This is a genomic window from Dysgonomonas sp. BGC7 (genome assembly GCF_001261735.1).
In the GTDB taxonomy this organism is placed as follows: domain Bacteria; phylum Bacteroidota; class Bacteroidia; order Bacteroidales; family Dysgonomonadaceae; genus Dysgonomonas.
In genome coordinates, this window is record NZ_CVRP01000007.1 from 419,996 (window position 1) to 442,544 (window position 22,549).

General features: G+C 35.5%; 22 protein-coding genes. 12 read left to right on the forward strand and 10 right to left on the reverse strand.

What is annotated here, in order from left to right:
• Positions 1-7 precede the first annotated feature (7 nt).
• Positions 8-883, reverse strand: a complete 876-nt coding sequence (locus BGC7_RS07100; protein ID WP_050700858.1) for an alpha-1,2-fucosyltransferase — start codon at positions 881-883, stop codon at positions 8-10.
• A gap of 271 nt (positions 884-1,154) precedes the next feature.
• Between BGC7_RS07100 and BGC7_RS07105 the strand changes: the two genes are divergently transcribed.
• On the forward strand, positions 1,155-2,675 hold the full coding sequence (locus BGC7_RS07105; protein ID WP_050700859.1) for a Do family serine endopeptidase: 1,521 nt from the start codon (positions 1,155-1,157) through the stop codon (positions 2,673-2,675).
• A 231-nt stretch (positions 2,676-2,906) separates the two neighbouring features.
• A complete protein-coding gene (locus BGC7_RS07110; protein WP_050700860.1) occupies positions 2,907-3,767 on the forward strand; it encodes a sigma-70 family RNA polymerase sigma factor in 861 nt (286 codons plus the stop codon).
• A 130-nt stretch (positions 3,768-3,897) separates the two neighbouring features.
• On the opposite strand, the gene BGC7_RS07115 is transcribed toward BGC7_RS07110, so the two are convergent.
• Positions 3,898-5,232 carry an NADP-specific glutamate dehydrogenase gene (locus BGC7_RS07115; RefSeq protein ID WP_050700861.1) on the reverse strand — a complete coding sequence of 445 codons (1,335 nt, stop codon included), beginning with the start codon at positions 5,230-5,232 and terminating at the stop codon, positions 3,898-3,900.
• A gap of 201 nt (positions 5,233-5,433) precedes the next feature.
• On the opposite strand from BGC7_RS07115, the gene rfbB reads away from it, so the two are divergent.
• The 4 genes from rfbB to murA are packed head-to-tail and all read left to right on the forward strand — an operon-like array spanning position 5,434 to position 9,708.
• On the forward strand, positions 5,434-6,570 hold the full coding sequence (gene rfbB, locus BGC7_RS07120) for a dTDP-glucose 4,6-dehydratase (RefSeq protein WP_050700862.1): 1,137 nt from the start codon (positions 5,434-5,436) through the stop codon (positions 6,568-6,570).
• 25 nt (positions 6,571-6,595) lie between these two features.
• Positions 6,596-7,330 (forward strand): hypothetical protein, encoded by a 735-nt coding sequence (locus BGC7_RS07125; protein ID WP_050700863.1) that lies wholly within the window; start codon positions 6,596-6,598, stop codon positions 7,328-7,330.
• A gap of 32 nt (positions 7,331-7,362) precedes the next feature.
• Complete coding sequence (gene murB, locus BGC7_RS07130; protein WP_050700864.1) at positions 7,363-8,370, forward strand: UDP-N-acetylmuramate dehydrogenase; 1,008 nt, start codon at positions 7,363-7,365, stop codon at positions 8,368-8,370.
• Positions 8,371-8,403: 33 nt separating this feature from the next.
• The gene (murA, locus tag BGC7_RS07135; RefSeq protein WP_050700865.1) at positions 8,404-9,708 is read left to right on the forward strand and encodes a UDP-N-acetylglucosamine 1-carboxyvinyltransferase; all 1,305 of its coding nucleotides are present in this window, start codon (positions 8,404-8,406) and stop codon (positions 9,706-9,708) included.
• A 59-nt stretch (positions 9,709-9,767) separates the two neighbouring features.
• On the opposite strand, the gene BGC7_RS07140 is transcribed toward murA, so the two are convergent.
• The 3 genes from BGC7_RS07140 to BGC7_RS07150 all read right to left on the reverse strand — a co-directional run bounded on the left by BGC7_RS07140 (position 9,768) and on the right by BGC7_RS07150 (position 14,026).
• The gene (locus tag BGC7_RS07140; RefSeq protein ID WP_050700866.1) at positions 9,768-10,670 is read right to left on the reverse strand and encodes a DMT family transporter; all 903 of its coding nucleotides are present in this window, start codon (positions 10,668-10,670) and stop codon (positions 9,768-9,770) included.
• Positions 10,671-10,810: 140 nt separating this feature from the next.
• The gene (locus tag BGC7_RS07145; protein WP_050700867.1) at positions 10,811-13,318 is read right to left on the reverse strand and encodes a TonB-dependent receptor; all 2,508 of its coding nucleotides are present in this window, start codon (positions 13,316-13,318) and stop codon (positions 10,811-10,813) included.
• 297 nt (positions 13,319-13,615) lie between these two features.
• A complete protein-coding gene (locus BGC7_RS07150) occupies positions 13,616-14,026 on the reverse strand; it encodes a DUF6249 domain-containing protein (RefSeq protein WP_050700868.1) in 411 nt (136 codons plus the stop codon).
• Positions 14,027-14,263: 237 nt separating this feature from the next.
• Here BGC7_RS07150 and BGC7_RS07155 point away from each other — a divergent pair, with 237 nt between their 5' ends.
• Both BGC7_RS07155 and BGC7_RS07160 read left to right on the forward strand, forming a co-directional pair.
• Complete coding sequence (locus tag BGC7_RS07155) at positions 14,264-14,818, forward strand: RNA polymerase sigma factor (protein WP_050700869.1); 555 nt, start codon at positions 14,264-14,266, stop codon at positions 14,816-14,818.
• Positions 14,815-15,186 (forward strand): hypothetical protein, encoded by a 372-nt coding sequence (locus BGC7_RS07160; RefSeq protein WP_050700870.1) that lies wholly within the window; start codon positions 14,815-14,817, stop codon positions 15,184-15,186. Before BGC7_RS07155 ends, BGC7_RS07160 begins: the two co-directional genes overlap by 4 nt.
• 2 nt (positions 15,187-15,188) lie before the next feature.
• On the opposite strand, the gene BGC7_RS07165 is transcribed toward BGC7_RS07160, so the two are convergent.
• A complete protein-coding gene (locus BGC7_RS07165; RefSeq protein ID WP_050701076.1) occupies positions 15,189-15,731 on the reverse strand; it encodes a DUF4924 family protein in 543 nt (180 codons plus the stop codon).
• A gap of 358 nt (positions 15,732-16,089) precedes the next feature.
• Here BGC7_RS07165 and BGC7_RS07170 point away from each other — a divergent pair, with 358 nt between their 5' ends.
• Positions 16,090-16,902 carry an MBL fold metallo-hydrolase gene (locus BGC7_RS07170; RefSeq protein ID WP_050700871.1) on the forward strand — a complete coding sequence of 271 codons (813 nt, stop codon included), beginning with the start codon at positions 16,090-16,092 and terminating at the stop codon, positions 16,900-16,902.
• A 62-nt stretch (positions 16,903-16,964) separates the two neighbouring features.
• Here BGC7_RS07170 and BGC7_RS07175 read toward each other — a convergent pair whose 3' ends face one another.
• Positions 16,965-17,267 carry a hypothetical protein gene (locus tag BGC7_RS07175; RefSeq protein ID WP_050700872.1) on the reverse strand — a complete coding sequence of 101 codons (303 nt, stop codon included), beginning with the start codon at positions 17,265-17,267 and terminating at the stop codon, positions 16,965-16,967.
• 338 nt (positions 17,268-17,605) lie between these two features.
• Here BGC7_RS07175 and BGC7_RS07180 point away from each other — a divergent pair, with 338 nt between their 5' ends.
• Positions 17,606-18,343, forward strand: a complete 738-nt coding sequence (locus BGC7_RS07180; protein ID WP_050700873.1) for a LexA family transcriptional regulator — start codon at positions 17,606-17,608, stop codon at positions 18,341-18,343.
• A 3-nt stretch (positions 18,344-18,346) separates the two neighbouring features.
• Here the strand turns inward: BGC7_RS07180 and BGC7_RS07185 are convergent, their stop codons facing one another.
• Entirely contained in the window at positions 18,347-18,931 is a 585-nt protein-coding gene (locus BGC7_RS07185) for an acyl carrier protein phosphodiesterase (RefSeq protein ID WP_050700874.1), read from the reverse strand.
• Positions 18,932-19,168: 237 nt separating this feature from the next.
• Here BGC7_RS07185 and BGC7_RS07190 point away from each other — a divergent pair, with 237 nt between their 5' ends.
• Positions 19,169-20,125 (forward strand): tetratricopeptide repeat protein, encoded by a 957-nt coding sequence (locus tag BGC7_RS07190; protein ID WP_082206567.1) that lies wholly within the window; start codon positions 19,169-19,171, stop codon positions 20,123-20,125.
• 9 nt (positions 20,126-20,134) lie between these two features.
• Here BGC7_RS07190 and BGC7_RS07195 read toward each other — a convergent pair whose 3' ends face one another.
• Positions 20,135-20,716, reverse strand: coding sequence for a DUF1287 domain-containing protein (locus tag BGC7_RS07195; protein WP_050700876.1), 582 nt, complete (start codon positions 20,714-20,716; stop codon positions 20,135-20,137).
• A 55-nt stretch (positions 20,717-20,771) separates the two neighbouring features.
• Positions 20,772-21,536, reverse strand: a complete 765-nt coding sequence (locus BGC7_RS07200) for a hypothetical protein (protein WP_050700877.1) — start codon at positions 21,534-21,536, stop codon at positions 20,772-20,774.
• 268 nt (positions 21,537-21,804) lie between these two features.
• Between BGC7_RS07200 and BGC7_RS07205 the strand changes: the two genes are divergently transcribed.
• On the forward strand, positions 21,805-22,530 hold the full coding sequence (locus BGC7_RS07205; protein ID WP_050701077.1) for a pirin family protein: 726 nt from the start codon (positions 21,805-21,807) through the stop codon (positions 22,528-22,530).
• Positions 22,531-22,549 lie beyond the last annotated feature (19 nt).

The following is a 22,549-nucleotide window of genomic DNA, read 5'->3' on the forward strand; positions in this document are numbered from 1 at the left end:
TTATCTGTCATATGTTTATTGTCTGCCATCTATCTGGTATAAAGTCAGAGATGTTGTAATTAGCTTTGTCCCCAAACCATTTGGAAGGAGCGATCGTATAACCGTTTCCTGACGAAAGCCATGCTCCCCACCAACTAAAGCTGCTGTTGGCAATAATATGATGTTTACAAGTACTCATCAGAGCCATATCTTTCCAACTATCCCGACCTGTATTCCAGTCTATAATATGCCTGTTGGATAGAAATTCAAACTCAGATCGTATAAAATCGGAATCATCTGAAAATATATAAAAGGTCAGATCCTTTTCTGTTCCCAACCTCTCTAAAGCATCTTTATAATAGCTCAATGGCAGTACTCCGTGATAATCTGAGACCGTTTTGAGTTTTAGAAAATCTCCATGTCTTACATGTATACTTACAGAATTCTCTATCGTCATCTTCTTTGCCAACTCTGTATTTCTCCCATCCAGTGAAGGAAACTTAAACTGATTGAGTAGCTCTTCTCTTATATGGCTGAAATACTTTTCGGATTGAAAATATCCATCAAGGTAGAGATTTTTCCTTTGAGGTATATTTATAAACTCATTCTCTATTTGTTTTACAACCAGAGGAGATACTCTCAATACGGTACGTATCAATCGATAAAAAACGCCTTTTGAAAGTAATATCTTTCGCCAGCTATTGGTAAGATAATCGGCATTGAGATTCTGAAAGATATCGAGTTCCAGTTCTCTTGCTGTAAAGGTGTCAGTAGAGCCTTTATTCTCTCTGAGAAAATAAGTGTCAAGGAGAACTTTTCTGTTTCTATCTGCTTCGGTGGCTCTGACTACAGCATATTGAAACATTTGATTTCCCAGTCCTCCTTGCAGTTTACAGGTTTTCATATTCGTATATCTTCTGGTAAAACTGGAGCAAAAATAAGCATTATTGTCATGAATAGAACTAACGAAATCATCTTTTATTTATCATTATACTGACAAAAAGTCTTAGCGAATTGTTAAAATTGCAATAAAGATGATTTGCTCGGTTAAAAGTGTTAAAAAATAGAGTAATCACATACCAAGTGTATAGTTTTTGTGTTTACATTTGAAACAGAAATTTAATCAAAAAAGAATTAGAAAGAACTTTGAATAATTAATTAAATAATACTTGCATATGAATAAAATTTGGAAAAATATTTCAACCTACGCATTGGTTGCATTAGTGAGTATAGGAGCTGCATATGGTACATATAGCTTCATGGATTACAGAAAAGGATATAGTTCTGCCGATGTGTACAGTTATGGGCATGAGTTTGATCAAAAAGGAGTTCATCTTGCCGCCTTTACTGCGGAGGGGTATCCTGATTTTACAAAAGCTGCGGAGAATTCTATACATGCAGTAGTACATATCAAATCTACAGTAAAATCTCAGACTCCACAAGGGGGGCGTCAGCGTATGATAGACCCTTTCGAATATTTTTTTGGTTTTGGAGATAGAGGAGATAGTCAAGGATATGGTAATCCTCAGCCAAGTGTAGGGTTCGGGTCAGGTGTAATTATATCAGGAGATGGTTATGTTGTAACCAACAATCATGTAATAGACAAAGCTTCTGAAATAGAGGTTACGTTAAATGATAATAGTAAATATACTGCAAAACTTGTTGGTACCGATCCTCAGACTGATATTGCTTTATTAAAAATAGAAGGTAAGGATTTACCATATATACCTTTCGGTAATTCGGATAATCTAAAAGTTGGAGAGTGGGTATTAGCTGTTGGGAATCCGTTCAATTTAACATCGACTGTAACTGTTGGTATAGTTAGTGCAAAATCACGTGGTAATATTGGTTCTTCAGGATCTAATAATATTCAGTCATTTATACAAACAGATGCAGCTATTAATAGAGGTAACAGTGGTGGTGCATTGGTAAATACTAATGGAGAATTAGTTGGTATCAATACTGCGATCTATTCCCAAACAGGCGATTTTGCCGGATATGGATTTGCTGTTCCTATCTCTATAGCAGGAAAAGTTGTAGCCGATATAAAAGAATATGGAACTGTGCAGCGTGCCGTATTAGGAGTGATGATACAAGATATACCTATGGCAAAAGAAGCTGATCCTGAAAAGACAAAGAATCTGGCTGTAAATGAAGGTGTTTATGTAGGAGGCTTTGCAGAAATGAGTCCAGCTAAACAAGCCGGAGTAGAGGAAGGCGATGTCATAGTATCTATAAATGGAATGAAAGTTAGAAATGTAAGCGAACTTCAGGATCAGGTAAACCGTTTCCGTCCTGGCGATAAAGTTAAGGTACAGGTCAAACGAGGAAATGCAGATAAGTCATATGATGTTACTTTAAAAAATAATTCAGGAAGTACAGCTATTGTAAAGAAAGGTGATGCTATGGGTGCTATAGGGGCTGCATTCAAAGATCTAAGTGCAGAAAAGAAAAAACAACTAGGTATCAGCTATGGGGTAGAAGTAGCCGGAGTAGATAATGCCGGAAAATTCCATAAGCAAGGTATCGCAAAAGGATTTATTATACAGAAAATTAATAACCAACCGGTATCTTCTGCCTCTGAGGTCGAAAGTATTGTTCAGTCTGTAGCAAATAGTCAGGATAAAGGATTGTTCGTTGCTGGTATTGCAGCAGATGGAAGTAAGAAATTCTATGCTGTAGATCTTAGTGAATAATTAATTTACTTGTAATAATTAACGCTTAAACAGGAACAAATACACTGTTTAAGCGTTATTACTTATATACAAATTGTATTTAAACTTTATACAACAAAAAGCTAAGTAAAAATCATTTTGAGTAAAATTAACTAAGGAAATTAAGAATAAGGGCAGGTTGCGGCCTGTATTTTATATTTTTTTGCTATATTTGCAAACATTTTCGAGATGTTTTAATACATATATCTGTATATGAGGCAGTTAAAGATTACAAAATCAATTACGAATCGTGAAAGCGCGTCTTTAGACAAGTATTTACAAGAAATCGGTCGAGAGGATCTTATTACGGTTGAAGAAGAGGTGGAGTTGGCGCAAGCCATAAAAAAAGGAGATCGGGCAGCATTAGAAAAACTGACACGAGCAAACCTTAGGTTTGTTGTATCCGTAGCTAAGCAGTACCAGAATCAAGGACTCAGCCTACCAGACTTAATCAATGAGGGAAATCTCGGACTAATTAAAGCTGCTGAAAAATTTGACGAAACAAGAGGATTTAAGTTTATTAGTTATGCGGTATGGTGGATTCGCCAATCTATATTGCAGGCTCTAGCAGAACAATCGCGTATCGTACGCCTTCCGCTCAATCAGGTTGGCTCGCTAAACAAAATTAGCAAGGCCTTCTCTAAATTTGAGCAAGAAAACGAACGCAAGCCATCAGCAGAAGAGCTAGCCGAGCAATTAGACATACCTGTAGACAAAATATCCGATTCGTTGAAGGTTTCAGGACGTCATATCTCAATGGATGCTCCTTTTGTTGAAGGAGAAGACAATAGCTTGTTAGATGTTCTTGTAAATGACGATGCTCCTATTGCCGACCGTACGCTGATAAATGAGTCGCTACAACAAGAAATTGAGCGGGCATTATCAACATTGACAGAGAGAGAAAGTGAAATTATCAAAATGTTCTTTGGTATTGGATATCAGGAAATGACCCTGGAAGAAATTGGTGATAAATTTCAACTTACTCGCGAACGTGTACGTCAGATCAAGGAAAAAGCAATTAAGCGTCTACGTCAAAACTCACGAAGCAAATTACTAAAAAGCTACTTAGGTTAAAATAGAAAGTAACCAAAGTTTAAATTATAAAGAGAGCTTAAGGATAATCCTAAAAGCTCTCTTTTTATTTTTGAAAGAAAGATAAAAGTATATTGAAAGTGTTCTTCCAATATACTTTTTTTCGAGTAATTTAGATAATTCCTTGTGCCATCACAGCTTTTGCAACTTTCATAAATCCTGCAATATTTGCTCCTTTTACATAGTTTACATAGCCATCGGCTTCTGTACCATATTTCACGCAATTTTCGTGAATGTTTTGCATTATCCATTTCAACTTATTGTCCACTTCTTCTGCAGCCCAACTTAACCGTTCTGAGTTTTGAGTCATCTCTAGACCGGAAACAGAAACACCTCCTGCATTAGCCGCTTTGCCCGGAGCATAAAGTATTTTAGCTTGTTGAAATGCTTCTATGGCTTCAGGGGTAGATGGCATATTTGCTCCTTCTGAAACTGCAAAGATTCCATTTTCGACCAGTTTCTTAGCATCTTCGCCATTGATTTCGTTTTGTGTTGCCGAAGGTAGCGCTATGTCGCCTTTTTCGCTCCAAGGACGTGCGTTTGGTACATATTTGCATCCATATGTCTCTGCGTATTCGCTAATACGACCTCTGTAAAGCTCTTTTAGCTCTTTTACGTATTCTAACTTTTCGGTAGTAATGCCTTCCGGATCATATATATATCCGTTTGAGTCTGATAAAGAGACAGGGATAGCTCCTAATTCTATTAGTTTTTCGCAAGTGTATTGAGCAACGTTACCTGAACCGGAAACGAGGCATTTTTTACCTTTGATATCTATATTTTTAGTTTTAAGCATTTCGAGAAGGAAGTATACGTTTCCATATCCGGTTGCTTCAGGTCTGATGAGAGATCCACCAAAAGTAAGCCCTTTTCCGGTGAAAGTTCCTGTGAACTCACGAGCCAGCTTTTTATACATTCCGAACAAATAGCCAACTTCTCGTCCACCCACACCAATGTCTCCCGCGGGAACATCTGTATCAGGGCCTATGTGGCGCCATAGTTCAGTCATAAATGCCTGGCAGAAACGCATAATTTCTGCATTCGATTTTCCTTTAGGGCTGAAGTCTGAACCTCCTTTACCGCCACCCATTGGCAAAGTAGTAAGTGAGTTTTTGAATGTTTGTTCGAATGCTAAGAATTTGAGGATAGAAAGGTTTACAGAAGCATGTAGGCGTAAACCTCCTTTGTATGGGCCTATTGCATTACAATGCTGCACTCTGTATCCCATATTGGTATGAGTATTTCCTTTGTCATCTACCCAAGTAATGCGGAACGAAAAAATTCTGTCAGGTATGCAAAGTCTTTCTATCAAATTTGCCTTTTCGAATTCGGGATGTTGATTGTATACATCCTCTATAGATTCGAGCACTTCCTGTACAGCTTGATGATATTCCGACTCGTTCGGAAATCTACGTTTCAATTCTGATAATACTTGTTCTGATTTCATTTTTTATAATAGGTTTTGATTTATGGAGGATACAAATGTAGTAAAAATATATCTATTTGATAATATTTGAGCCTTAAAAGTGATATTTGTTCAAATCTGTTCTCTTCCATTAAGATAAATTACTGTATATATTATTTGGAAGATGTATTTTAGTCTTGTTTTTTTCTTATTTTTGCGATAGTATACTAACTAAAGAAAAAAATGATTTATTTAATCACGGGAGGAGCCGGTTTCATCGGCTCAAATTTTGTGAAATATATGTTAGATGTGCATCCTGATGCGCAGCTGATTGTATTCGATGCATTGACGTATGCCGGTAATTTGGGTACACTATCAAAAGAGTTGGACGATAAAAGGGTAGTCTTTGTTAAGGGCGATATTTGTGACAAAGAGGCTACAGACAAAGTTTTCGAAGACTATCAGATTGATTTTGTTGTGAATTTTGCCGCAGAAAGCCATGTGGACAGAAGCATCGAAAACCCTCAACTTTTTCTTCAGGTAAATGTTTTGGGAACTCAAAATTTACTAGATACAGCAAAGAAATATTGGACTGTTGGTAAAGACGATAATAATTATCCTATTTGGCGTAAAGATGTTAAATATTTGCAGGTATCTACAGATGAAGTTTATGGATCGTTGGGTGAAGATGGCTTCTTTACCGAGGCTACTCCGTTAGATCCTCGATCTCCATATAGTGCAGCAAAGGCAGGTGGCGATCTTATTGTAAAAGCATACGGAGAAACTTACAAAATGCCCGTAAATATAACCCGATGCTCGAATAATTACGGGCCTTATCATTTTCCTGAAAAACTGATACCTCTTATCATCAAGAATATACTATCAGGCAAGCAGCTTCCTGTTTATGGTGATGGAAGCAATGTGCGTGACTGGCTTTATGTAGAAGATCATTGTAAGGCAATAGATGCAGTACTCCACCATGGACGTTTAGATGAGGTGTACAATATTGGTGGGCATAACGAAAAGAAGAATATTGATATAGTGAAGTTGGTTATAAAGACCATACATGATATTATGGACAGTAAGCCTGAGTATCGTGAGGTACTTCTGAAAAAAGAGAAGAACGCAGATGGATCAATAGATATCAGTTGGATTAACAATAATCTCATTTCTTTTGTTAAAGACCGTCAGGGACACGATCAGCGCTATGCTATTGATCCCACTAAAATATCAGAAGAATTGGGGTGGTTGCCACAAACTTCTTTCGAAATAGGTATTGTTAAGACCATATATTGGTATCTGGACAATCAGACTTGGGTAGAAGAGGTTACCTCCGGCGATTATCTGAAATATTACGAGCAAATGTACGATAACCGTTAATAGCATAAAATATAATATCTGACATATGGAGCGCTTGAAGGCAATTCTAGCTGATAAAATTCTCGATATACCAGCCGGTAACGGTGATGATGTAAAGATAAGAATAGATAAAATACAACGTTTTCGTGATTTCGCAAATGCTTGTAAAACGTTGATGATTAAATATCCGGCAATAGAAGATGAATTGATCGAAATGGTCAATAACGGAGATTTTGATACCAAAGTAGCATCCTCTAGAGTGGATACTATAATACGACTTGCTGACACAGAGGCTTCCCGCAACGATAAGTCTCTCTCACAAGAGACTACTATTAAGGAAAAAATAGAGGGGGCTTCTGAGGAAATGATAATTTCAGAATCTGTACTTCCGGAGGTAGAAATGGAACAAGAAGACGATATAAAGAGCACGCTCTTTATTTCAAGTAAGGAAGAAGAATACAATCAGCCTGAAGATGTAGAATACGAGGAGCTGGATTCATCTGACGATGTCGAAGAATACAATTCTTACGAAAAAGAAGAGCCGAAACCAGATGAGGCTGTAGAAGAAGTTATCTACCCATCGGAAGAAGAACTTGCTGTAATGAAACGTAAAACAACTATTCGTCGGATTTTACAAGTGGCAGGCATTGTTGTTGCAGTTTTAGCACTTATCTTTATCATTAGATTTGTTATGAGCCATTGGCAAATTATACTTATTGTGCTTGGCGTTATAACTGTTCTTTCTTTATTATTTGTCTGGTATAAGCGAAAGCATAGCTAATCAGACCTTTTGTTGAATCAATTATTCCCGAAATGGACTATTATAGGCAGACCCAATTAAAAAATTACAATTCATTCAGAACAGAAGCTATTGCCAAAATCTTCTGTCAACCGCAAAATGTAGAAGATCTTCGTAAGTGTTTAACAGATCACTCACAAGAAAAAAAACTTATAATCGGAGGAGGGTGTAATCTCTTCTTTACAAAAGATTTTGATGGGTTAGTTATCCACCCTCAAATAAAAGGATTACGCGAAATATCGGATGAAGAAGATGAGGATGAAGATGTTTTTATAGAAGTAAATGCTTCCGAAAACTGGGACGAATTTGTAGCCTATTGTGTAGAGCGAGGTTTTGCCGGTTTAGAAAATCTTTCATTAATTCCCGGAACAGTAGGGGCTGCTCCTGTACAGAATATAGGAGCATATGGTGCGGAGGTGAAAGATGTGATAAAGGAAGTGGTTGCTATTGATATAGAGACTGGTGAAGGAATTTCTTTTTCGAATATAGAGTGTGAGTTCGGATATAGAGACAGTATCTTTAAGCGGACTAACAAATATATTATAATATCTGTTGTATTTCATCTCAAACGTACCTTTGTCTATTCACCTAAATATTTTGATTTGAACAAAGAGCTCGAAGATATTCATGAACCTACTATAGAGAATGTGCGTGAAGCTGTGATTAGAGTTCGTACCCGAAAGTTGCCGGATGAAAAAGTGTTGCCCAATGCAGGGAGTTTCTTTAAAAATCCATATATAGAGCAGAGTAAGGTCGAAGAGTTGTCGAGGGCTTATCCTAATTTGCCGGCTTACCCTCAAAAAAATGGATTGGTTAAGACTTCGGCCGCATTTCTTATCGACAATGCCGGCTATAAAGGAAAATGTATTGGTAATATAGGGACTTATCCTAATCAGCCTTTGATAATAGTTAATTATGGATCATCGGATGGGAATGATATTGTTAACTTTATGAGAGAAGTACAAAATGAAGTAAAAAATAGGTTTGGTATAGAACTGGAACCGGAAGTAAGAATATTTTAATGGCCTGACAGGCTTTACCTAAAAACTAAAAATATGGCATCATTTATCATAGAAGGAGGTTGTCGCCTCAGTGGAGATATCACTCCTCAGGGAGCAAAGAACGAAGCATTGCAAGTAATTTGTGCAGTATTGTTAACTTCGGAAGAAGTAATTATCGAAAATATTCCCGATATACTTGATGTGAATAATCTTATAGGTTTATTGGGTGAAATGGGAGTTGAAACCAAACGTATAAATGAAGATACATGGTCTTTCAAAGCCGAGAATATAAATATTGACTATCTGTATACCCCTGAGTTTTTGAAAAAGAGTGCATCTTTAAGAGGGTCTGTTATGATAATAGGACCTCTTGTTGCACGTTTTGGAAAAGCATCATTGCCTAAACCGGGAGGAGATAAAATTGGTCGTCGTCGTCTTGATACACACTTTGTTGGTATTCAAAAACTAGGAGCTAATTTCGACTATGATGATGTGCGCCAGATTTACAATATTTCTGCCGATAGACTGAAAGGTACTTATATGTTATTGGATGAAGCTTCAGTGACAGGTACAGCGAATATTCTGATGGCAGCTGTGCTGGCTGAGGGTGAAACCACTATTTATAATGCAGCATGTGAACCTTATATTCAGCAACTAAGTAAGATGTTGAATAAAATGGGTGCAAATATAACCGGAGTAGGGTCAAACCTGCTTCGTATAGAAGGGGTGAAAGAGTTAGGAGGCATCCAGCATCGTATTCTTCCGGATATGATAGAAATAGGAAGTTTTATTGGTATGGCTGCAATGACAGCTTCGGAAATTACCATAAAAAATGTAGCATATGACGACCTTGGTATAATTCCGGATGCTTTTCGTCGATTAGGTATTCAGCTCGAAAGAAGAGGAGATGATATATTTGTTCCGGCTCAGGCTGAATATACTATTGATACATTTATAGATGGCTCTATCCTTACAATTGCAGATGCACCTTGGCCGGGACTTACCCCCGATCTTATCAGTGTCTTACTAGTAGTAGCCACACAAGCTAAAGGTAGTGTCCTTATACATCAAAAGATGTTTGAGAGCCGTTTGTTTTTTGTCGACAGACTGATAGAAATGGGTGCACAAATTATTCTATGCGATCCTCATCGTGCTACGGTAATAGGAACCGGTAAGAGAGCTATGCGTGCTACAACAATGACTTCTCCAGATATTCGCGCTGGAATTGCTTTGTTAATAGCTGCTATGTGTGCGGATGGCAAAAGTACAATTCATAACATAGAGCAAATAGATAGAGGATACCAAAATATAGATGTCAGATTGAGCCAGTTAGGCGCAAATATTATGAGATTAGACTAAGCGAAATAATACATATTATATAGAAGAGGCTATCCTTTAAAACGGTTTAGCCTCTGTTCTTATATATTCGGGCTACTTGTATTAATTTTTTTATGCTCTTTCATGACAGATAGCATCTGTAATACAACCGAAGCAGCTATCAGAGCAAGACCTGTATAGAAAGCAGGATTTAACTCTTTCGATTCATTGAATATTATCATAGCCAAAATAATACTGTATATTGGCTCTAAATTATAGCTGAGATTGAGAGTAAATGCAGAAATACTTTTCAATGCTTGTATTTGCAGCATATATAGACCAATAGTGCAAATAGCCGAGAACAATACCAAATAAAATATATTCAATCCCGAAGGTATAAACGATTCTACCGGAAATATTATCAGATAAAAGGGTAGGAGGGCACTCAGACATATAAATCCACCTATCATTTCGTAGAAGAGAGTGATATTCCACGAGAAGTTGGTATTATTACCAAGTCTTTTGTTTGCGATAACAAAACAAGCTGCAAGAGAGGAAGATATAGTTCCTAATATAATACCGGTACGATATCTTGTGTCGAAATGAAAGATGAGTGCTATTCCACAGAGTGCGATAATGCTAAATATCAGTTCTTTCATAGACAGCTTTCTTCTATTGATTATTGGCTCTAAGATGGCTGTGAAAAAGCCTGTCATAGAGAAGCATACTACTCCTATAGATACGTTTGATGCTTTTATACTAGCATAAAAGAAAATCCAGTGCAGAGTCAGAATTAGTCCGACAAAACCTATATTCAACATACTTTTTAGAGATATTCTTATCATCTTTTTACTAAATAGTAACATCAGAAAAAGAAATATAGTTGTTATAAGTAGCCGATACCAAACCAGCATGCCTTCGTTTAGAGTAATAAGTTTACCGAATATGCCAGTAAATCCTGCGATGAGTATAGATAGGTGCAGCTTGATAAATGCCTGTTTCATAATCATAAAAAAGTTAGACAAAGATAGTGTTTTCTGATTCAGATAAATTAATAAAAAGACGACTATTTATAGCTCAAAAAAGAGTAACCCTAAGGGAAATATTTCTCTTAAGGTTACAACATCTATTTCCTTATATCTATTTATTGACCTTGACCTCCCGATTGACCTGTTTGTCCTTGTCCTCCTCCCTGCATGGTGTCGTCATTAGAGATACCTCTTTGAGTTTTCTTAATTTGACTTTTTAACTCTCCAAATCGGAAAGAGAGAGCAAAACCGAATGTACGCATACGCTGGCTGGAGTTAGATTCATAAAAGAATGCTTCATTCTGAGTTTTACTTTTGAATTCTTTATTCTTTGTAAAAGGGTTATCTCCATATAGTCTTACCGTTACGGTTTTAGCAAATTTATTTTTCAATTCAAACTCGCGACTGACAGATAATCCATAGAAGAAAAATGAAGGACTCTTGCTTTCCAGGCTTATTTGAGAACTAAAAAAACCGGAGTTTACATTTGTCCGTATTTTCCAAAATGTAGTATATTGACCTCCTGCAAAGATGCTGCCACCGAAGCCATTATTAGACAGCTTTTTTTCATTATTTGTTTTTATGTCAATATATTGTCCGGACATATTGGAGTATAATCTTAATTTATCGTTAGGACTCCAGCTTATATAGCCTGATAAGCCCGTACTTTTTCTGTTTCCTATGTTCTGATATGTTGTAGTGCTAATTCCGTTTTCGAGGGTAGTTATATTTTCTATACTGTTGTCTTGAAAATTGTAAGACATATTCAGGTTTATATTTATTTTCTGACTGAAATATCCATAATTACTACTTATCGAGTGGGTTTTCACGGCATCTAGTTCGGGGTTACCTATTTGAATATAATTAGGATTTGATGTATTGTTGTATGGATTTAATTGCCATATACCTGGACGTGAGATGCGCATGTTATATCCCAATCGGATATTTTGCGCAGGTTTTATCTGATAGGTTACAGTTGCAGAAGGTATGAGATTAGAGTAGTCTACTTTAAAGCCTTTATCTTCCATTAGAGGAAACTCTGCTTTTAGCCATGTCGCTTCGTAACGAAGCCCTGTTTTTATACCCCATTTTTTGAATTTGGCACTATAGCCTCCGTATGCGGCCAGAATATCTTGCTCGTGTTTGAATTTATCTGTGTTTTGAGGATTGTTTTGCCATTCTCCCAGCAAGTTAAGTATATCTATACCACTATTGCTCTCATTGATTCGTATAATATACTTTGCTCCGGTTTCTAAGCTATGTATTTTGTTGAATGGAGTAACAAAATCTACTTGAAACGTATGCTCTTTCATATCAGCATCAGTAAATTGTTTATTAATTATTGCTTCAGGAGGTAATATCCCTACAGGGTTTTGTATATCTGTAGATGATTTTGAGTCGCTGGGACTGAAGCTAAATCTATAGGATGCTGTTAATAACTGGTCTTTTTTCTTAAACGAGCGTTGATAGTCTACATTTAGATCTGTTCCTCCGTAAGTATTCTTTGTATTTCCTAACTGATTATAATTATATTTACTGATATCGTTAATATCCATAAGCTCTACAAGCCAGTCTGACTCCGATTTCGAACTTCCTAGGTATCGGTTGAATCCTACATTGATAAGATTTAGTGTGTCGATTTCGAAGCTCAATTCGCCTGAACCATATTGTCCGTTTCCATTGTTTTTAGATACCCCATTCTGATATAGATATCTATTATCCATAGATTCTTGAGTACTTCCAAGATCTTCTCGGAAAGAACTATATATACCTTTAGGTTGTTTCCATTCGTAATAATTATAACTTCCGGTAAAGCCTATTTTCCCATATTTAAGAGAAAGGTATGTTCCTCCTCCAAATGCACCCTTATCGTCTACTCGCCCATTTATAGTTCCGGTTATTCCTCCCATCGAAGTGTTTTTCTGGGTTATTATATTGATTATTCCAGAAACACCTTCGGCATCGTATTTAGCTCCGGGATCAGTGATTACCTGTATGTCTTTTACCGTATTGGCAGGCATGCCTCTCAGCACATCTTTTGGATTATTACTTATCATATTCGAAGGCTTACCATTAAGGTATATTTTAAAGTTGGATGAACCTTTTAGCTGAATCTTTTCCTCTCCGTCTACTGTAACTAATGGAACTTTTTTCAACATATCCAATACATTGTTGGTCTTAGATTCAGGATCATCTTCTATGCTATATGTGATTTTGTCTAGATCTACTTTTACAAGAGGTTTTTGTGCTGAAATGACAAATTCAGATAACTCTTTCGAATTATCTTTCATCATTATTGTTCCAATATCTATGGTTTTGATTTCATCTATATCTAAATGTTTAGTGACTGTTTCTTTACCTATAAATTCAGCAATCACTATATAGCTGCCTTTTTGAGGTACAGCTAGCCGAAATTTTCCATTATCATCTGCTGCTACAGCTTTCAAGAGAATCGTAGGCTTCCCTTTTTCCATTATTTTGATGGTTGCAAAAGGAACTGTTTCCTTAGTTAAGGAATCTACTACTTGCCCTTTGATAATAATATTCTCAAGGGTACCTTTTTGGGAATAGATGGACGATCCGTTGAGTATCAACAAGATCACGGTTAAGAGATAAGGTTTCATAATGCCTAACGTATGTTTTCGATTTCTAGTTTTTAGTTAAACGAAGATAAAAATTGATTTTAACATTTTGTTTAGGTTATGTCTGTTAATTCGATTTATTATATATTTATCACTATGCAGCTCCTTTTTTCTCGTATTTTAACAATTAAGACCTATATTGCCATTTTTATTGGGACAATATAGGTCTTTGTATGTAGTTAGTAAAAAGATACTTGGCTATTATAATTTTGTTAGTGGCAATTCGAAATTGCTTTTAGCCAGATTATCTTATTTCGTACCTCAAGATATCTTTTCTCATTATTCAGCTTTTTTATTGTCTTTTCTTTCTATAAAATAGGCGATAACCAGCCCTAATCCACCAAATATGATAGCAAATGCAGGATAAAGAATCGAAACTGTGTTTTGATAATCATAATATTCCTGAGTACCTGCAACCCGTGGTGTTCCCGACAGATGGAAAATGACAGCCAAAGTAAGCCCCAATCCAACTCCTAAAAGAAGAAGGCCACTGCGTATTGACCATATAGAGTTATTTTCATTTTTTATTAATGGCTTATACATCGGAGTTTGCAATATTTCCGGGTCTATTCCTGAGGAAAATTTTTCTATTATAGTCATTCTTTCTTTTTTCTTAACGAAGAGTTCTATTATCTTATAGATGTAATAGAATACGATAGCACATACAATAGCTGGAATTAAATCATTCATAATTATTATTTTTTAGTTATATATTTTTATCTGTTTGTACATTTTGACGCAGGCTCTATTGAAAGGTTACAAGTAAAATTAAATAAAATACTTAAACTTGTGTCTTGATATTGTAATAGACTGTATTTGTTATGCTTGTTTGATAAATAAATTAGCTTGAAACCTTATTCTTTAATTTTTTTCTAATTTTATTGCTCTAACTTTGTAACCTGTTATATATAACTGCGTCTTACGGGTATGGCTGACTTTGATGATATTTATTATATCCGCTGTATAAAAGATGGGCATACCGATGCGTTTATTCATATTGTGCGACGGTATGAGAGGATGGTTCTTACAGTTGTCGGTAAAATTGTTCATTGTCAGGCAGACGCAGAAGATATTGCTCAAGAGGTTTTTATAAAAGTATTTGAGTCAATAGATAAATTTCGGGAAGATTCAGCTTTTGCTACATGGCTCTATCGTATAGCCTATAATACTACTATTTCTGAGTTGCGTAAGCGAAAATATGAATTTGTAGCCATCGAAGATAAGTTTTCGAATATTCCGGACGAAAATATATCAGAAGTGACAGATGAGGTCAGCCTTGAAAAGAAATTGGAATATCTCGATCAGGTATTAAAGTCGTTACCTCCCGATGATGGATTGTTGATTACTATGTTTTATCTCAACAATCAGAGTATTCAGGATATAAGTAGTATTACTGGGCATAGTGTAGCAAATGTGAAAGTGAAGTTGCACAGAATAAGAAAAATTATGAACTTTGAACTAGATAAACTCATACGACAATGACAAAACAGGATAATGATAGGCTTAATAGCCTATTCCAGAAAATGGAGTTGAGTGAGCCTTCTTCTGCTTTCGAAAGCAAGTTAATGAAGCGTGTAGAATATAGTGTGGCAAAGCGGCATAAAAAAAATCGGATTTTGTCATTCTTTGCGGCTATGGGACTGATTGCCGGAGCTCTGGCTATACCTGTTGTCGTTTTCAGACTAATGGGGCATTCTTTAGAATTTAATTTTTCGGCTCTAATCCCTGATTTCAAAATTCTTAGATTAGATTTTAATCCTGTTGTTGTATTAATATTCCTCTCTGTATTCTTATTGTTGGTAGGTGATATTATAGTAAGAGAGAAAATAAGGGAGAAAAAAGAGAAATAATTTTAAACACTCAAGCTTCCATTGTTTTCATCTTTATATTTTTGAGATAACAATCTGATGAAAGAAGATATTTGCGAAATTGCCGCCTGTGTTTCACCCGATATCTCTTTATGTTGCAGTCTCATAAGTAAATAGCCATAAAGAGCAGCAAAGCACGTTTCAAGTTCAGGAACATCTTTCCCCGAAGATTTTGTTCTTAGCTCTACTATAAATGGTAGAGTTTTATAATAAGCAGAAGAATAATCTGTGTTGCTGTCATCCTTCAGTAATCGGATATGGAGATCTGTTAAGTCTGCTATTATATTGTTGTTTATGATGAGGTGGCCTTTCTCGACTATACCTTCACTTCTCATCATTTCGATAAGACCTTCATACCATGATTTTATAGCAGCCTTTGTTTCGTCCGGTTGATTGAACTGAATTATTATCCGATTGTATATTTTTTCTATATCAAAATTGTTTGCCCTTATTATATCTTCTACCTGCCACATATATAACAGGTATTCACTAATATTCTCTTCTTTTAGTTTTTTAGCTATAAGCATTGCTTTTCTTTTTTTGTATAGACTATATCTATTATATTTTACAAAAATAGAGAATATATACAGAATTTCAAAAGAGGTAGTACAATATTCTATCCTTTTTCTGCAAACGGTTTGTGCATATGAAGTGAATTCGTTTGTAGATATTGTTAATAAAATAAATGAAAGAAAATTGAACAATCAATAGCTATTATTGTTTTATTGATAAACAGGTATCTTACTTTTTTCATAGTGTGTTAGATAGATTGTTTAGTTGATTTTTACCTGTTTTTATCATAGTATATGTTAGTTTTATATTAGTGTTAAGGTCCGGGAAGAGGTGGTTGAGAAACCGTCTCTTCTTTTTTTGTATATTAGCAGTATGTTTGAAATAAAGATAATAGAAACCGGGTACATAATGGCCGATGGGGGAGCAATGTTTGGTGCTGTACCAAAGAGGGCTTGGAAACGTAAATATTCGTCGAATGATGAAAATTTATGTCCCTTGGCAATGCGTTGTGCACTGGCTGTATCTAATGATCGTAAAATATTATTGGATGTCGGGATGGGAGATAAGAACCTAGATACCGTATCTTACTATCTCCCTCATGATATTGTAAGTGTACCGGACAATTTAGCTATTTTAGGGCTGAAAGTCGAAGATATAACGGATGTGGTATTGAGCCATCTTCATTTCGATCATTGCGGTGGAGCCACTACAATAGATAGGGGTAAAATTATTCCTGCTTTCCCTAACGCAAAATATTGGCTAAGTAAGGCACAATGGAATAGTTTTCTACATCCTAACAGATTAGAGGCCGATTCTTTTTTTGCAGATAATATTCAGCCTATATATGATGCTGGGTTATTATACCTTATTGAGGACGATGTGGCGATTGCTGAAGGCTTCAACTTACGTTTATACGATGGACATACTTCCGGACAGTTGGTTTCTTTTATTGAAACAGAGAGTGGTATTTTTACTTTTCCGGGCGACCTTGTACCTACTTCGGCTCATGTCTCTTTAGAGTGGATTTCTGCTTATGATCTGTGTGCTCTTACTTCTTTAAACGAAAAAATACGTTTTTTGACAGAGGCCGAAAAGGAAGGTTACACTCTTATGTACTATCATGATGCAAAGAACAAGAAAAGTAAGGTGAAAAAGCTTAATGATAACTTTAAAGCTTTGCTTTGATTCAAAAAAAGAGTTATGCTTTTTGCATAACCCCTTTTGCTTTCTTTTTTTTATATTATTCTTTAAGCTTTTGCTTTTGCCTTTGCTTCAAAGTCAGAAAGTTCCTCAGCCAGTTTGCCTGCTACATCTCCGGCGACTTCGTTAATTTTTTTCTTTCCTTTTCTTACTTCCTGTCTTGCTCTTACACCTGCACGAAGCGCCTTGCTCTTACCTACAACAAGTCCATGATCTAATTCTGCCTTTGCTTTGTCTGTAACATCATTTACTTTGTTGCGTAGTTCTTCTCGTGTCTCTTCATCAGTTAGTCGTAATGCTGCATATACACCTAGTGCACCTACAGCTAATCCTAATATAAATCCTTTCATGATGTGTCGTATTTTAGAATTCTATAAATGTTCCTTTAACAAATATAAGATATTTATTAGAATAACAATGGTAAAAGCCTGATTGTTTATGAATAAATAAATTAAGCTGGCTAAAAAATATTAAAGGGTAGTGTTTAAATAGGATTTGAAATTTTAGCTATTTTAGTTGATATGTTCTGTTTCTTTGTATTATATATGATAGATATTGATATATGTCAGAAAAGAGAATTTTTCAATCAAATCGACCATTTTTAACCTTCAGGAAATATTTTTGATCTAATATTTTACTATTTTTGCATAGTGAATACTCAGTCGATTACTATAAACAGAGTAATATTATGGAGTTTAAAGACAGATTAAAGTTTTTATTAGAGAAAGATGGCGTTACGGCTTATCGTATCTGGAAAGATACAGCTATAACTAAAGGTACTATTGCAAATTATATAGAAGGAAAAACTAAGCCAAACAAATCGAATATATCTATTCTGGCTTCATATTTTAATGTGAGCGAAGAATGGTTGGCTACTGGAAGTGGAAAGATGAGCCGCTCGAATAAGATAAAAGGTGAAGAGCCTTTTGTTGTAACCAAATCGGGAGTGAAATATTATGAAATGGCAAACGGAAGGTATCGTATGCGTGTACCTTTCATTCCTGTAAAAGCTTATGCAAAATACATAGATGAGTGTCGGGATGCAGAAATATTAGACGAAGAATTTGAAGAGTTTGATTTCATAGTAGACAAAATTGGACATGGACGTTACTTTGCTTTCGAAATAAAAGGAGATAGCATGGACAATGATACTAAGCGAAGTCTCAGTAATGGTGATATCGTTTTGGCCAGAGAGTTGAATAAAGAGCATTGGCGCAACAAATTACATACAGAGGATTTTCCTAACTGGATTATAGTGCTGGATAATACAATTCTGTGTAAGCAAATATCGAATCAAGATGTGGAGAAGGGGACAATTATGTGTCATTCCTTGAATTCATCGCCAGAATACTCTGATTTTGAACTCAAGCTTGATGATGTAGGGCAGCTTCTAAATATTATACAAAAGGTGTCTAGTGTGTTCTGAAAGTTATGGCTTGTTCGTAATATCTTTTACATAAGCGAGTAATTCAGGAAAGAAGGTCTTGAAACTATCATCAATTTCTTTATAGTGAGCTTTAAAGTTCTCGAAAACAGGGGCCTCCTCTTGTAGAAAACTGGCTCTTTGTTTTAGCCTGTAAAAACTTTTCTCTATAAGCCAATCGTAACGATAGTTATACAGCCAGTCTTCATTTCTCATATACATGAACATAGAGCAGAATTTGGATGGTAGTATGTCGGCATATGACTCAATCTGTTTGTAGCTTTTTTGAGAGAAAGAATTCCATCCTTCTTTTGGCTCATATTGCTTGTCCAAGGCTAAACAGTGGTCGTAAGCTACATCCAGAAATGCTCCTGCATATTTTCCTACAGAGGGGCGCAAATAATTTGCAGCATATTGGGTAGCCGGATGATTGTCCGTAAAGGCATCTATTTGTCTGTGTATATGAATACCTCTTTGTATACTTAGAGGGTAATCGTTTATCTGTTTGCCTTTTACCATATCTGCAATCATATTGCCAACCAGAATATCTGAATTGCCAAAAGAAAGAAATGCATGAGCCAAAAAATTCATCTTAACTGTATTACTGTATTACTGTATTACTGTATAATCTAAGTATAAAGATAATATTTATAACAGATGAATACTAAATTATGAGTAAAGCTTACATATTTAATATTTCCTGTGTTGGCCGTTAATATTATTTTTCGACAACAGAGTTGAATTTATTATCCATACATTGCATATTTTTAATACCTTTGCTTCCACATTTGGCAGCCAAACTTATTGAATTTACATTACAAAGACAATATGATAAAAGCAGACTTCGCGAGACAATCTTTAAAGACGGTCATATATTATATAGTTATTTTCCTCTTGTTTCTTGTTGTTCCTACTTCTTGTGGTCTCTTCGATAAGGAGATTAAGCAAGATCAGCATATTGCAGAATACAGGCGGCAAATGAGTAGAGTACCCGATAGCCTCGATAATATAAAAGATAGACTGGATGCATTTCATACCATTCTTGAAAATATAGATACAGATAAAGCCCTCATTACTCCTCGAAAAAAGAATATATTACTCATTGAAGCAAACAATTTTATTTACAAAGAATATGTGAAGAAAGAGAACTATACAAAAGCTCTTAAATATTCAGATATTATTATAGGAATAGACTCCACTTCTCCCAAAGGATATTTTAATAGAGGGTGGATATATCAAATAGAGGAAAAAGACAGTCTTGCTATTCTCGATTATGATAAGGCTTTGAAGCTAAATGCAGATTATACAGATGCATACTATAACAGAGGGGTAATTTATCAAAAGCAAGATTTGTTGGATTTAGCATTGGAAGATTATAATCGGGCGTCTAAATACAATCCGTCTTATATAACAGATATCTACAACAGAAGAGGTGATATATATCTTACTAAAGAGATATTTGACAAAGCAATAGAAAACTATAATAAGACAATAGTATTGGACACAGTTAATATTGTTGCATACAGAGGACGTGCCGAAGCCTATTCGATGCAAAAAGATTTAGATAAAGCTTTGATTGACTGCAATAAGGCGATATCTCTCGATTCGGCTAATATATTGGCATATGTTACACGAGCCTCAGTCTATACATTGCAAAAAGAATATGATAATGCCATCGATGACTATAAGATTGTAATGCATCTAGATCCTTACAATGAATTGAATATAAATAAGGTGGCTAAAAAGGCTATAAAAGATCTAAGACCATTTCTTAAGAAGAAATAGAGTACATTCTTATTCATAGGTATAATGTCCTGTTATTTTAAATTTGAAAAGACAGTCTTCTAATACCTGTCCTTGTCCTATATTATGTACTATCAAAGGCCTTTTTTGATCTGTCGATTTCCTATCCGATACTATTCCGACATGTGTAATTCCTCCACCTAAATCCCAAGTGACTATATCGCCGGGGAGATAGTCGCTTCCATTAGCTGATATCTTTTTTGTTGTACCAAATCTGCTGAAGAATGTCGCTTGATTCAATACCCTGCGATGGTCTATATTACGGTCTGTTCGTTTCATTCCCCACTTTTTGGGATATTTGGAGAAGTTGGCTTTCATATCTTCGTGTATCTTTTGCTGTAAGTCTATCCCTAGTTTGCGATATGCCCTTATAACAACATCTGTACAAACTCCTTTGCCAGCGGGTATGTCGCCGTTGGGATAAGCTATAGAATAATATGCAGGATCATATACAACTTTATCTTTTGTCAATTCTATTGCAGCATCGGAAAGACGTTTATAGAAATTTTCATCCTGTGCATAAATAATTGATGAAAGAATAAGGAAAAATAGAAATGTTAGTGTCTTTTTCATGGTCTACGATAGTTTGTACCTTCGTTTTTTTAGAATAACTCGGAGATATTCTGTTTTATTTAGTATAAAATACCGGAGATATAACAGGTCTGTTTACCCATTTGCCATTGAATGGATTCAATTCCCTAACGATTCCTCCTTCTATCCCGAATTTTTCAGTTATTTTCACCTCTATCGTTCCTCCATAAAATGTTTGTGGATACATTCCCATCATTGGGCCTTGTACACCATTTTTGCCACCATTAGCAGAGTATTGTCCATAGGCATTCAACCTTATTCTGTCATTTATTATAAATTTGGCAGAACCACTTAGTCCGGCATCGTTAAAAGAATGTCCTCCTAGATTCGATTTAGAAGCATAAGTACCTGCGGATAGAGCCAACCAGTTGAGTGGCATGTAATGGAAGTTTACACCAACATTTCTGACAGCACCTAAAGTAGGGTATGTACTTTGTTTAGAGAATGAAGTTAACCATGTTCTGTTATTGATAGCAGCACCCGAATTGAGAGAATAATCATTTGCAAACGGGTTTCTGGTAAAAGTATTGCTCTCCAGAGGTGGCCCTGTATATACTTCGAGAGGAGGTAAATTCAATTCAATAGGCTTTATCCCTTCATTCTGTGTATTTTGAAAAATGTTGGGATTGCTCAAAGGCTTGCCTGCAGGAGAGTTGTCGAGTTGTAGATATGTTTCAAGCTTTTCATTATACTGAATAGGTGGCTTTTTTAATGGAGGAAAGCTATCTTTTAGTTGTTCACTTTGTCCGAAAGTAATTCCGGGCAATACTATAAATAGTAATGTAAAGACGAGATATTTCATAACTTCTTGTTTCTAATTACTTCAACTGTAAAACTAATAAAATATTATAGATTAGTCTAATTATCATTCTATAAAACATTATTGTTATGATATGTTATTTTGTATAATTAACTTTTTTTTTGGTCAGTATATGTATTAATATATTTATATATATGTATTGTTTTTATTATTTTTAATATGTATATGTATGTCGTATCTTTGTATTGTAAAACTTTATAAAGTTCTAAATATTATTCAATACGCATTTAGTAGAAAAGGAGTAAAAGTTATGAAAACAATACTATACCGTTCTTCAAGTAGAGGACATGCAAATCATGGATGGCTTGATAGTCGTCATACATTTAGTTTCGCAAACTATTATAATCCCGATCGTATTCATTTCGGAGCATTGCGTGTAGTTAATGATGATATTGTGAAGGGTGGCGAAGGTTTTGGTACGCACCCTCACGATAATATGGAAATAATATCAATCCCGTTATATGGCGATTTGGAACATAAAGACAGTATGGGACATACTGAGGTTATTAAAACCGGAGAGGTGCAAGTGATGAGTGCTGGCTCGGGCATCACTCATAGCGAATATAATGCGAATGAGGATAAACCTGTAAACTTCTTCCAAATATGGGTATTTCCTGACACAAAAAATGTGAAGCCGCGCTACGATCAGAAAGCCTTCGATTTTATACATAATAAGAATCGTCTGGTACAGATTGTAGAGCCTTATAATGGAAAGAATGACGCATCTTCTTTATGGATACACCAGGATGCATGGTTCAGTATCGGTACGTTCGATAAAGGAAATAGTCTTGAGTATGAATTGAAAAAACAAGGTAATGGGCTTTTTGTAATGGTTATCGAGGGCGAATTTTCGGTAGGGGATGAAACGTTGCATTACAGAGATGCTATTGGCTTATCCGATATCGGCAAGATACAGATAACTGCAAATACAGAAAATGCTCGTATATTGTTGATAGAGGTACCTATGAATTTCTAAATTCAAATAGCTTATATAT

Bases quoted from the DNA above. Each gene is read 5' to 3' on its own strand.
- BGC7_RS07180 (WP_050700873.1), top strand. From the start codon at position 17,606: ATGGAGTTTAAAGACAGATTAAAGTTTTTATTAGAGAAAGATGGCGTT.
- BGC7_RS07175 (WP_050700872.1), bottom strand. From the start codon at position 17,267: ATGAAAGGATTTATATTAGGATTAGCTGTAGGTGCACTAGGTGTATAT.
- murB (WP_050700864.1), top strand. From the start codon at position 7,363: ATGGACTATTATAGGCAGACCCAATTAAAAAATTACAATTCATTCAGA.
- BGC7_RS07170 (WP_050700871.1), top strand. From the start codon at position 16,090: ATGTTTGAAATAAAGATAATAGAAACCGGGTACATAATGGCCGATGGG.
- BGC7_RS07110 (WP_050700860.1), top strand. From the start codon at position 2,907: ATGAGGCAGTTAAAGATTACAAAATCAATTACGAATCGTGAAAGCGCG.
- rfbB (WP_050700862.1), top strand. From the start codon at position 5,434: ATGATTTATTTAATCACGGGAGGAGCCGGTTTCATCGGCTCAAATTTT.
- BGC7_RS07190 (WP_082206567.1), top strand. From the start codon at position 19,169: ATGATAAAAGCAGACTTCGCGAGACAATCTTTAAAGACGGTCATATAT.
- BGC7_RS07105 (WP_050700859.1), top strand. From the start codon at position 1,155: ATGAATAAAATTTGGAAAAATATTTCAACCTACGCATTGGTTGCATTA.
- murA (WP_050700865.1), top strand. From the start codon at position 8,404: ATGGCATCATTTATCATAGAAGGAGGTTGTCGCCTCAGTGGAGATATC.
- BGC7_RS07155 (WP_050700869.1), top strand. From the start codon at position 14,264: ATGGCTGACTTTGATGATATTTATTATATCCGCTGTATAAAAGATGGG.
- BGC7_RS07185 (WP_050700874.1), bottom strand. From the start codon at position 18,931: ATGAATTTTTTGGCTCATGCATTTCTTTCTTTTGGCAATTCAGATATT.
- BGC7_RS07125 (WP_050700863.1), top strand. From the start codon at position 6,596: ATGGAGCGCTTGAAGGCAATTCTAGCTGATAAAATTCTCGATATACCA.
- BGC7_RS07195 (WP_050700876.1), bottom strand. From the start codon at position 20,716: ATGAAAAAGACACTAACATTTCTATTTTTCCTTATTCTTTCATCAATT.
- BGC7_RS07145 (WP_050700867.1), bottom strand. From the start codon at position 13,318: ATGAAACCTTATCTCTTAACCGTGATCTTGTTGATACTCAACGGATCG.
- BGC7_RS07205 (WP_050701077.1), top strand. From the start codon at position 21,805: ATGAAAACAATACTATACCGTTCTTCAAGTAGAGGACATGCAAATCAT.
- BGC7_RS07140 (WP_050700866.1), bottom strand. From the start codon at position 10,670: ATGAAACAGGCATTTATCAAGCTGCACCTATCTATACTCATCGCAGGA.
- BGC7_RS07165 (WP_050701076.1), bottom strand. From the start codon at position 15,731: ATGCTTATAGCTAAAAAACTAAAAGAAGAGAATATTAGTGAATACCTG.
- BGC7_RS07200 (WP_050700877.1), bottom strand. From the start codon at position 21,536: ATGAAATATCTCGTCTTTACATTACTATTTATAGTATTGCCCGGAATT.
- BGC7_RS07160 (WP_050700870.1), top strand. From the start codon at position 14,815: ATGACAAAACAGGATAATGATAGGCTTAATAGCCTATTCCAGAAAATG.
- BGC7_RS07115 (WP_050700861.1), bottom strand. From the start codon at position 5,232: ATGAAATCAGAACAAGTATTATCAGAATTGAAACGTAGATTTCCGAAC.
- BGC7_RS07100 (WP_050700858.1), bottom strand. From the start codon at position 883: ATGAAAACCTGTAAACTGCAAGGAGGACTGGGAAATCAAATGTTTCAA.
- BGC7_RS07150 (WP_050700868.1), bottom strand. From the start codon at position 14,026: ATGAATGATTTAATTCCAGCTATTGTATGTGCTATCGTATTCTATTAC.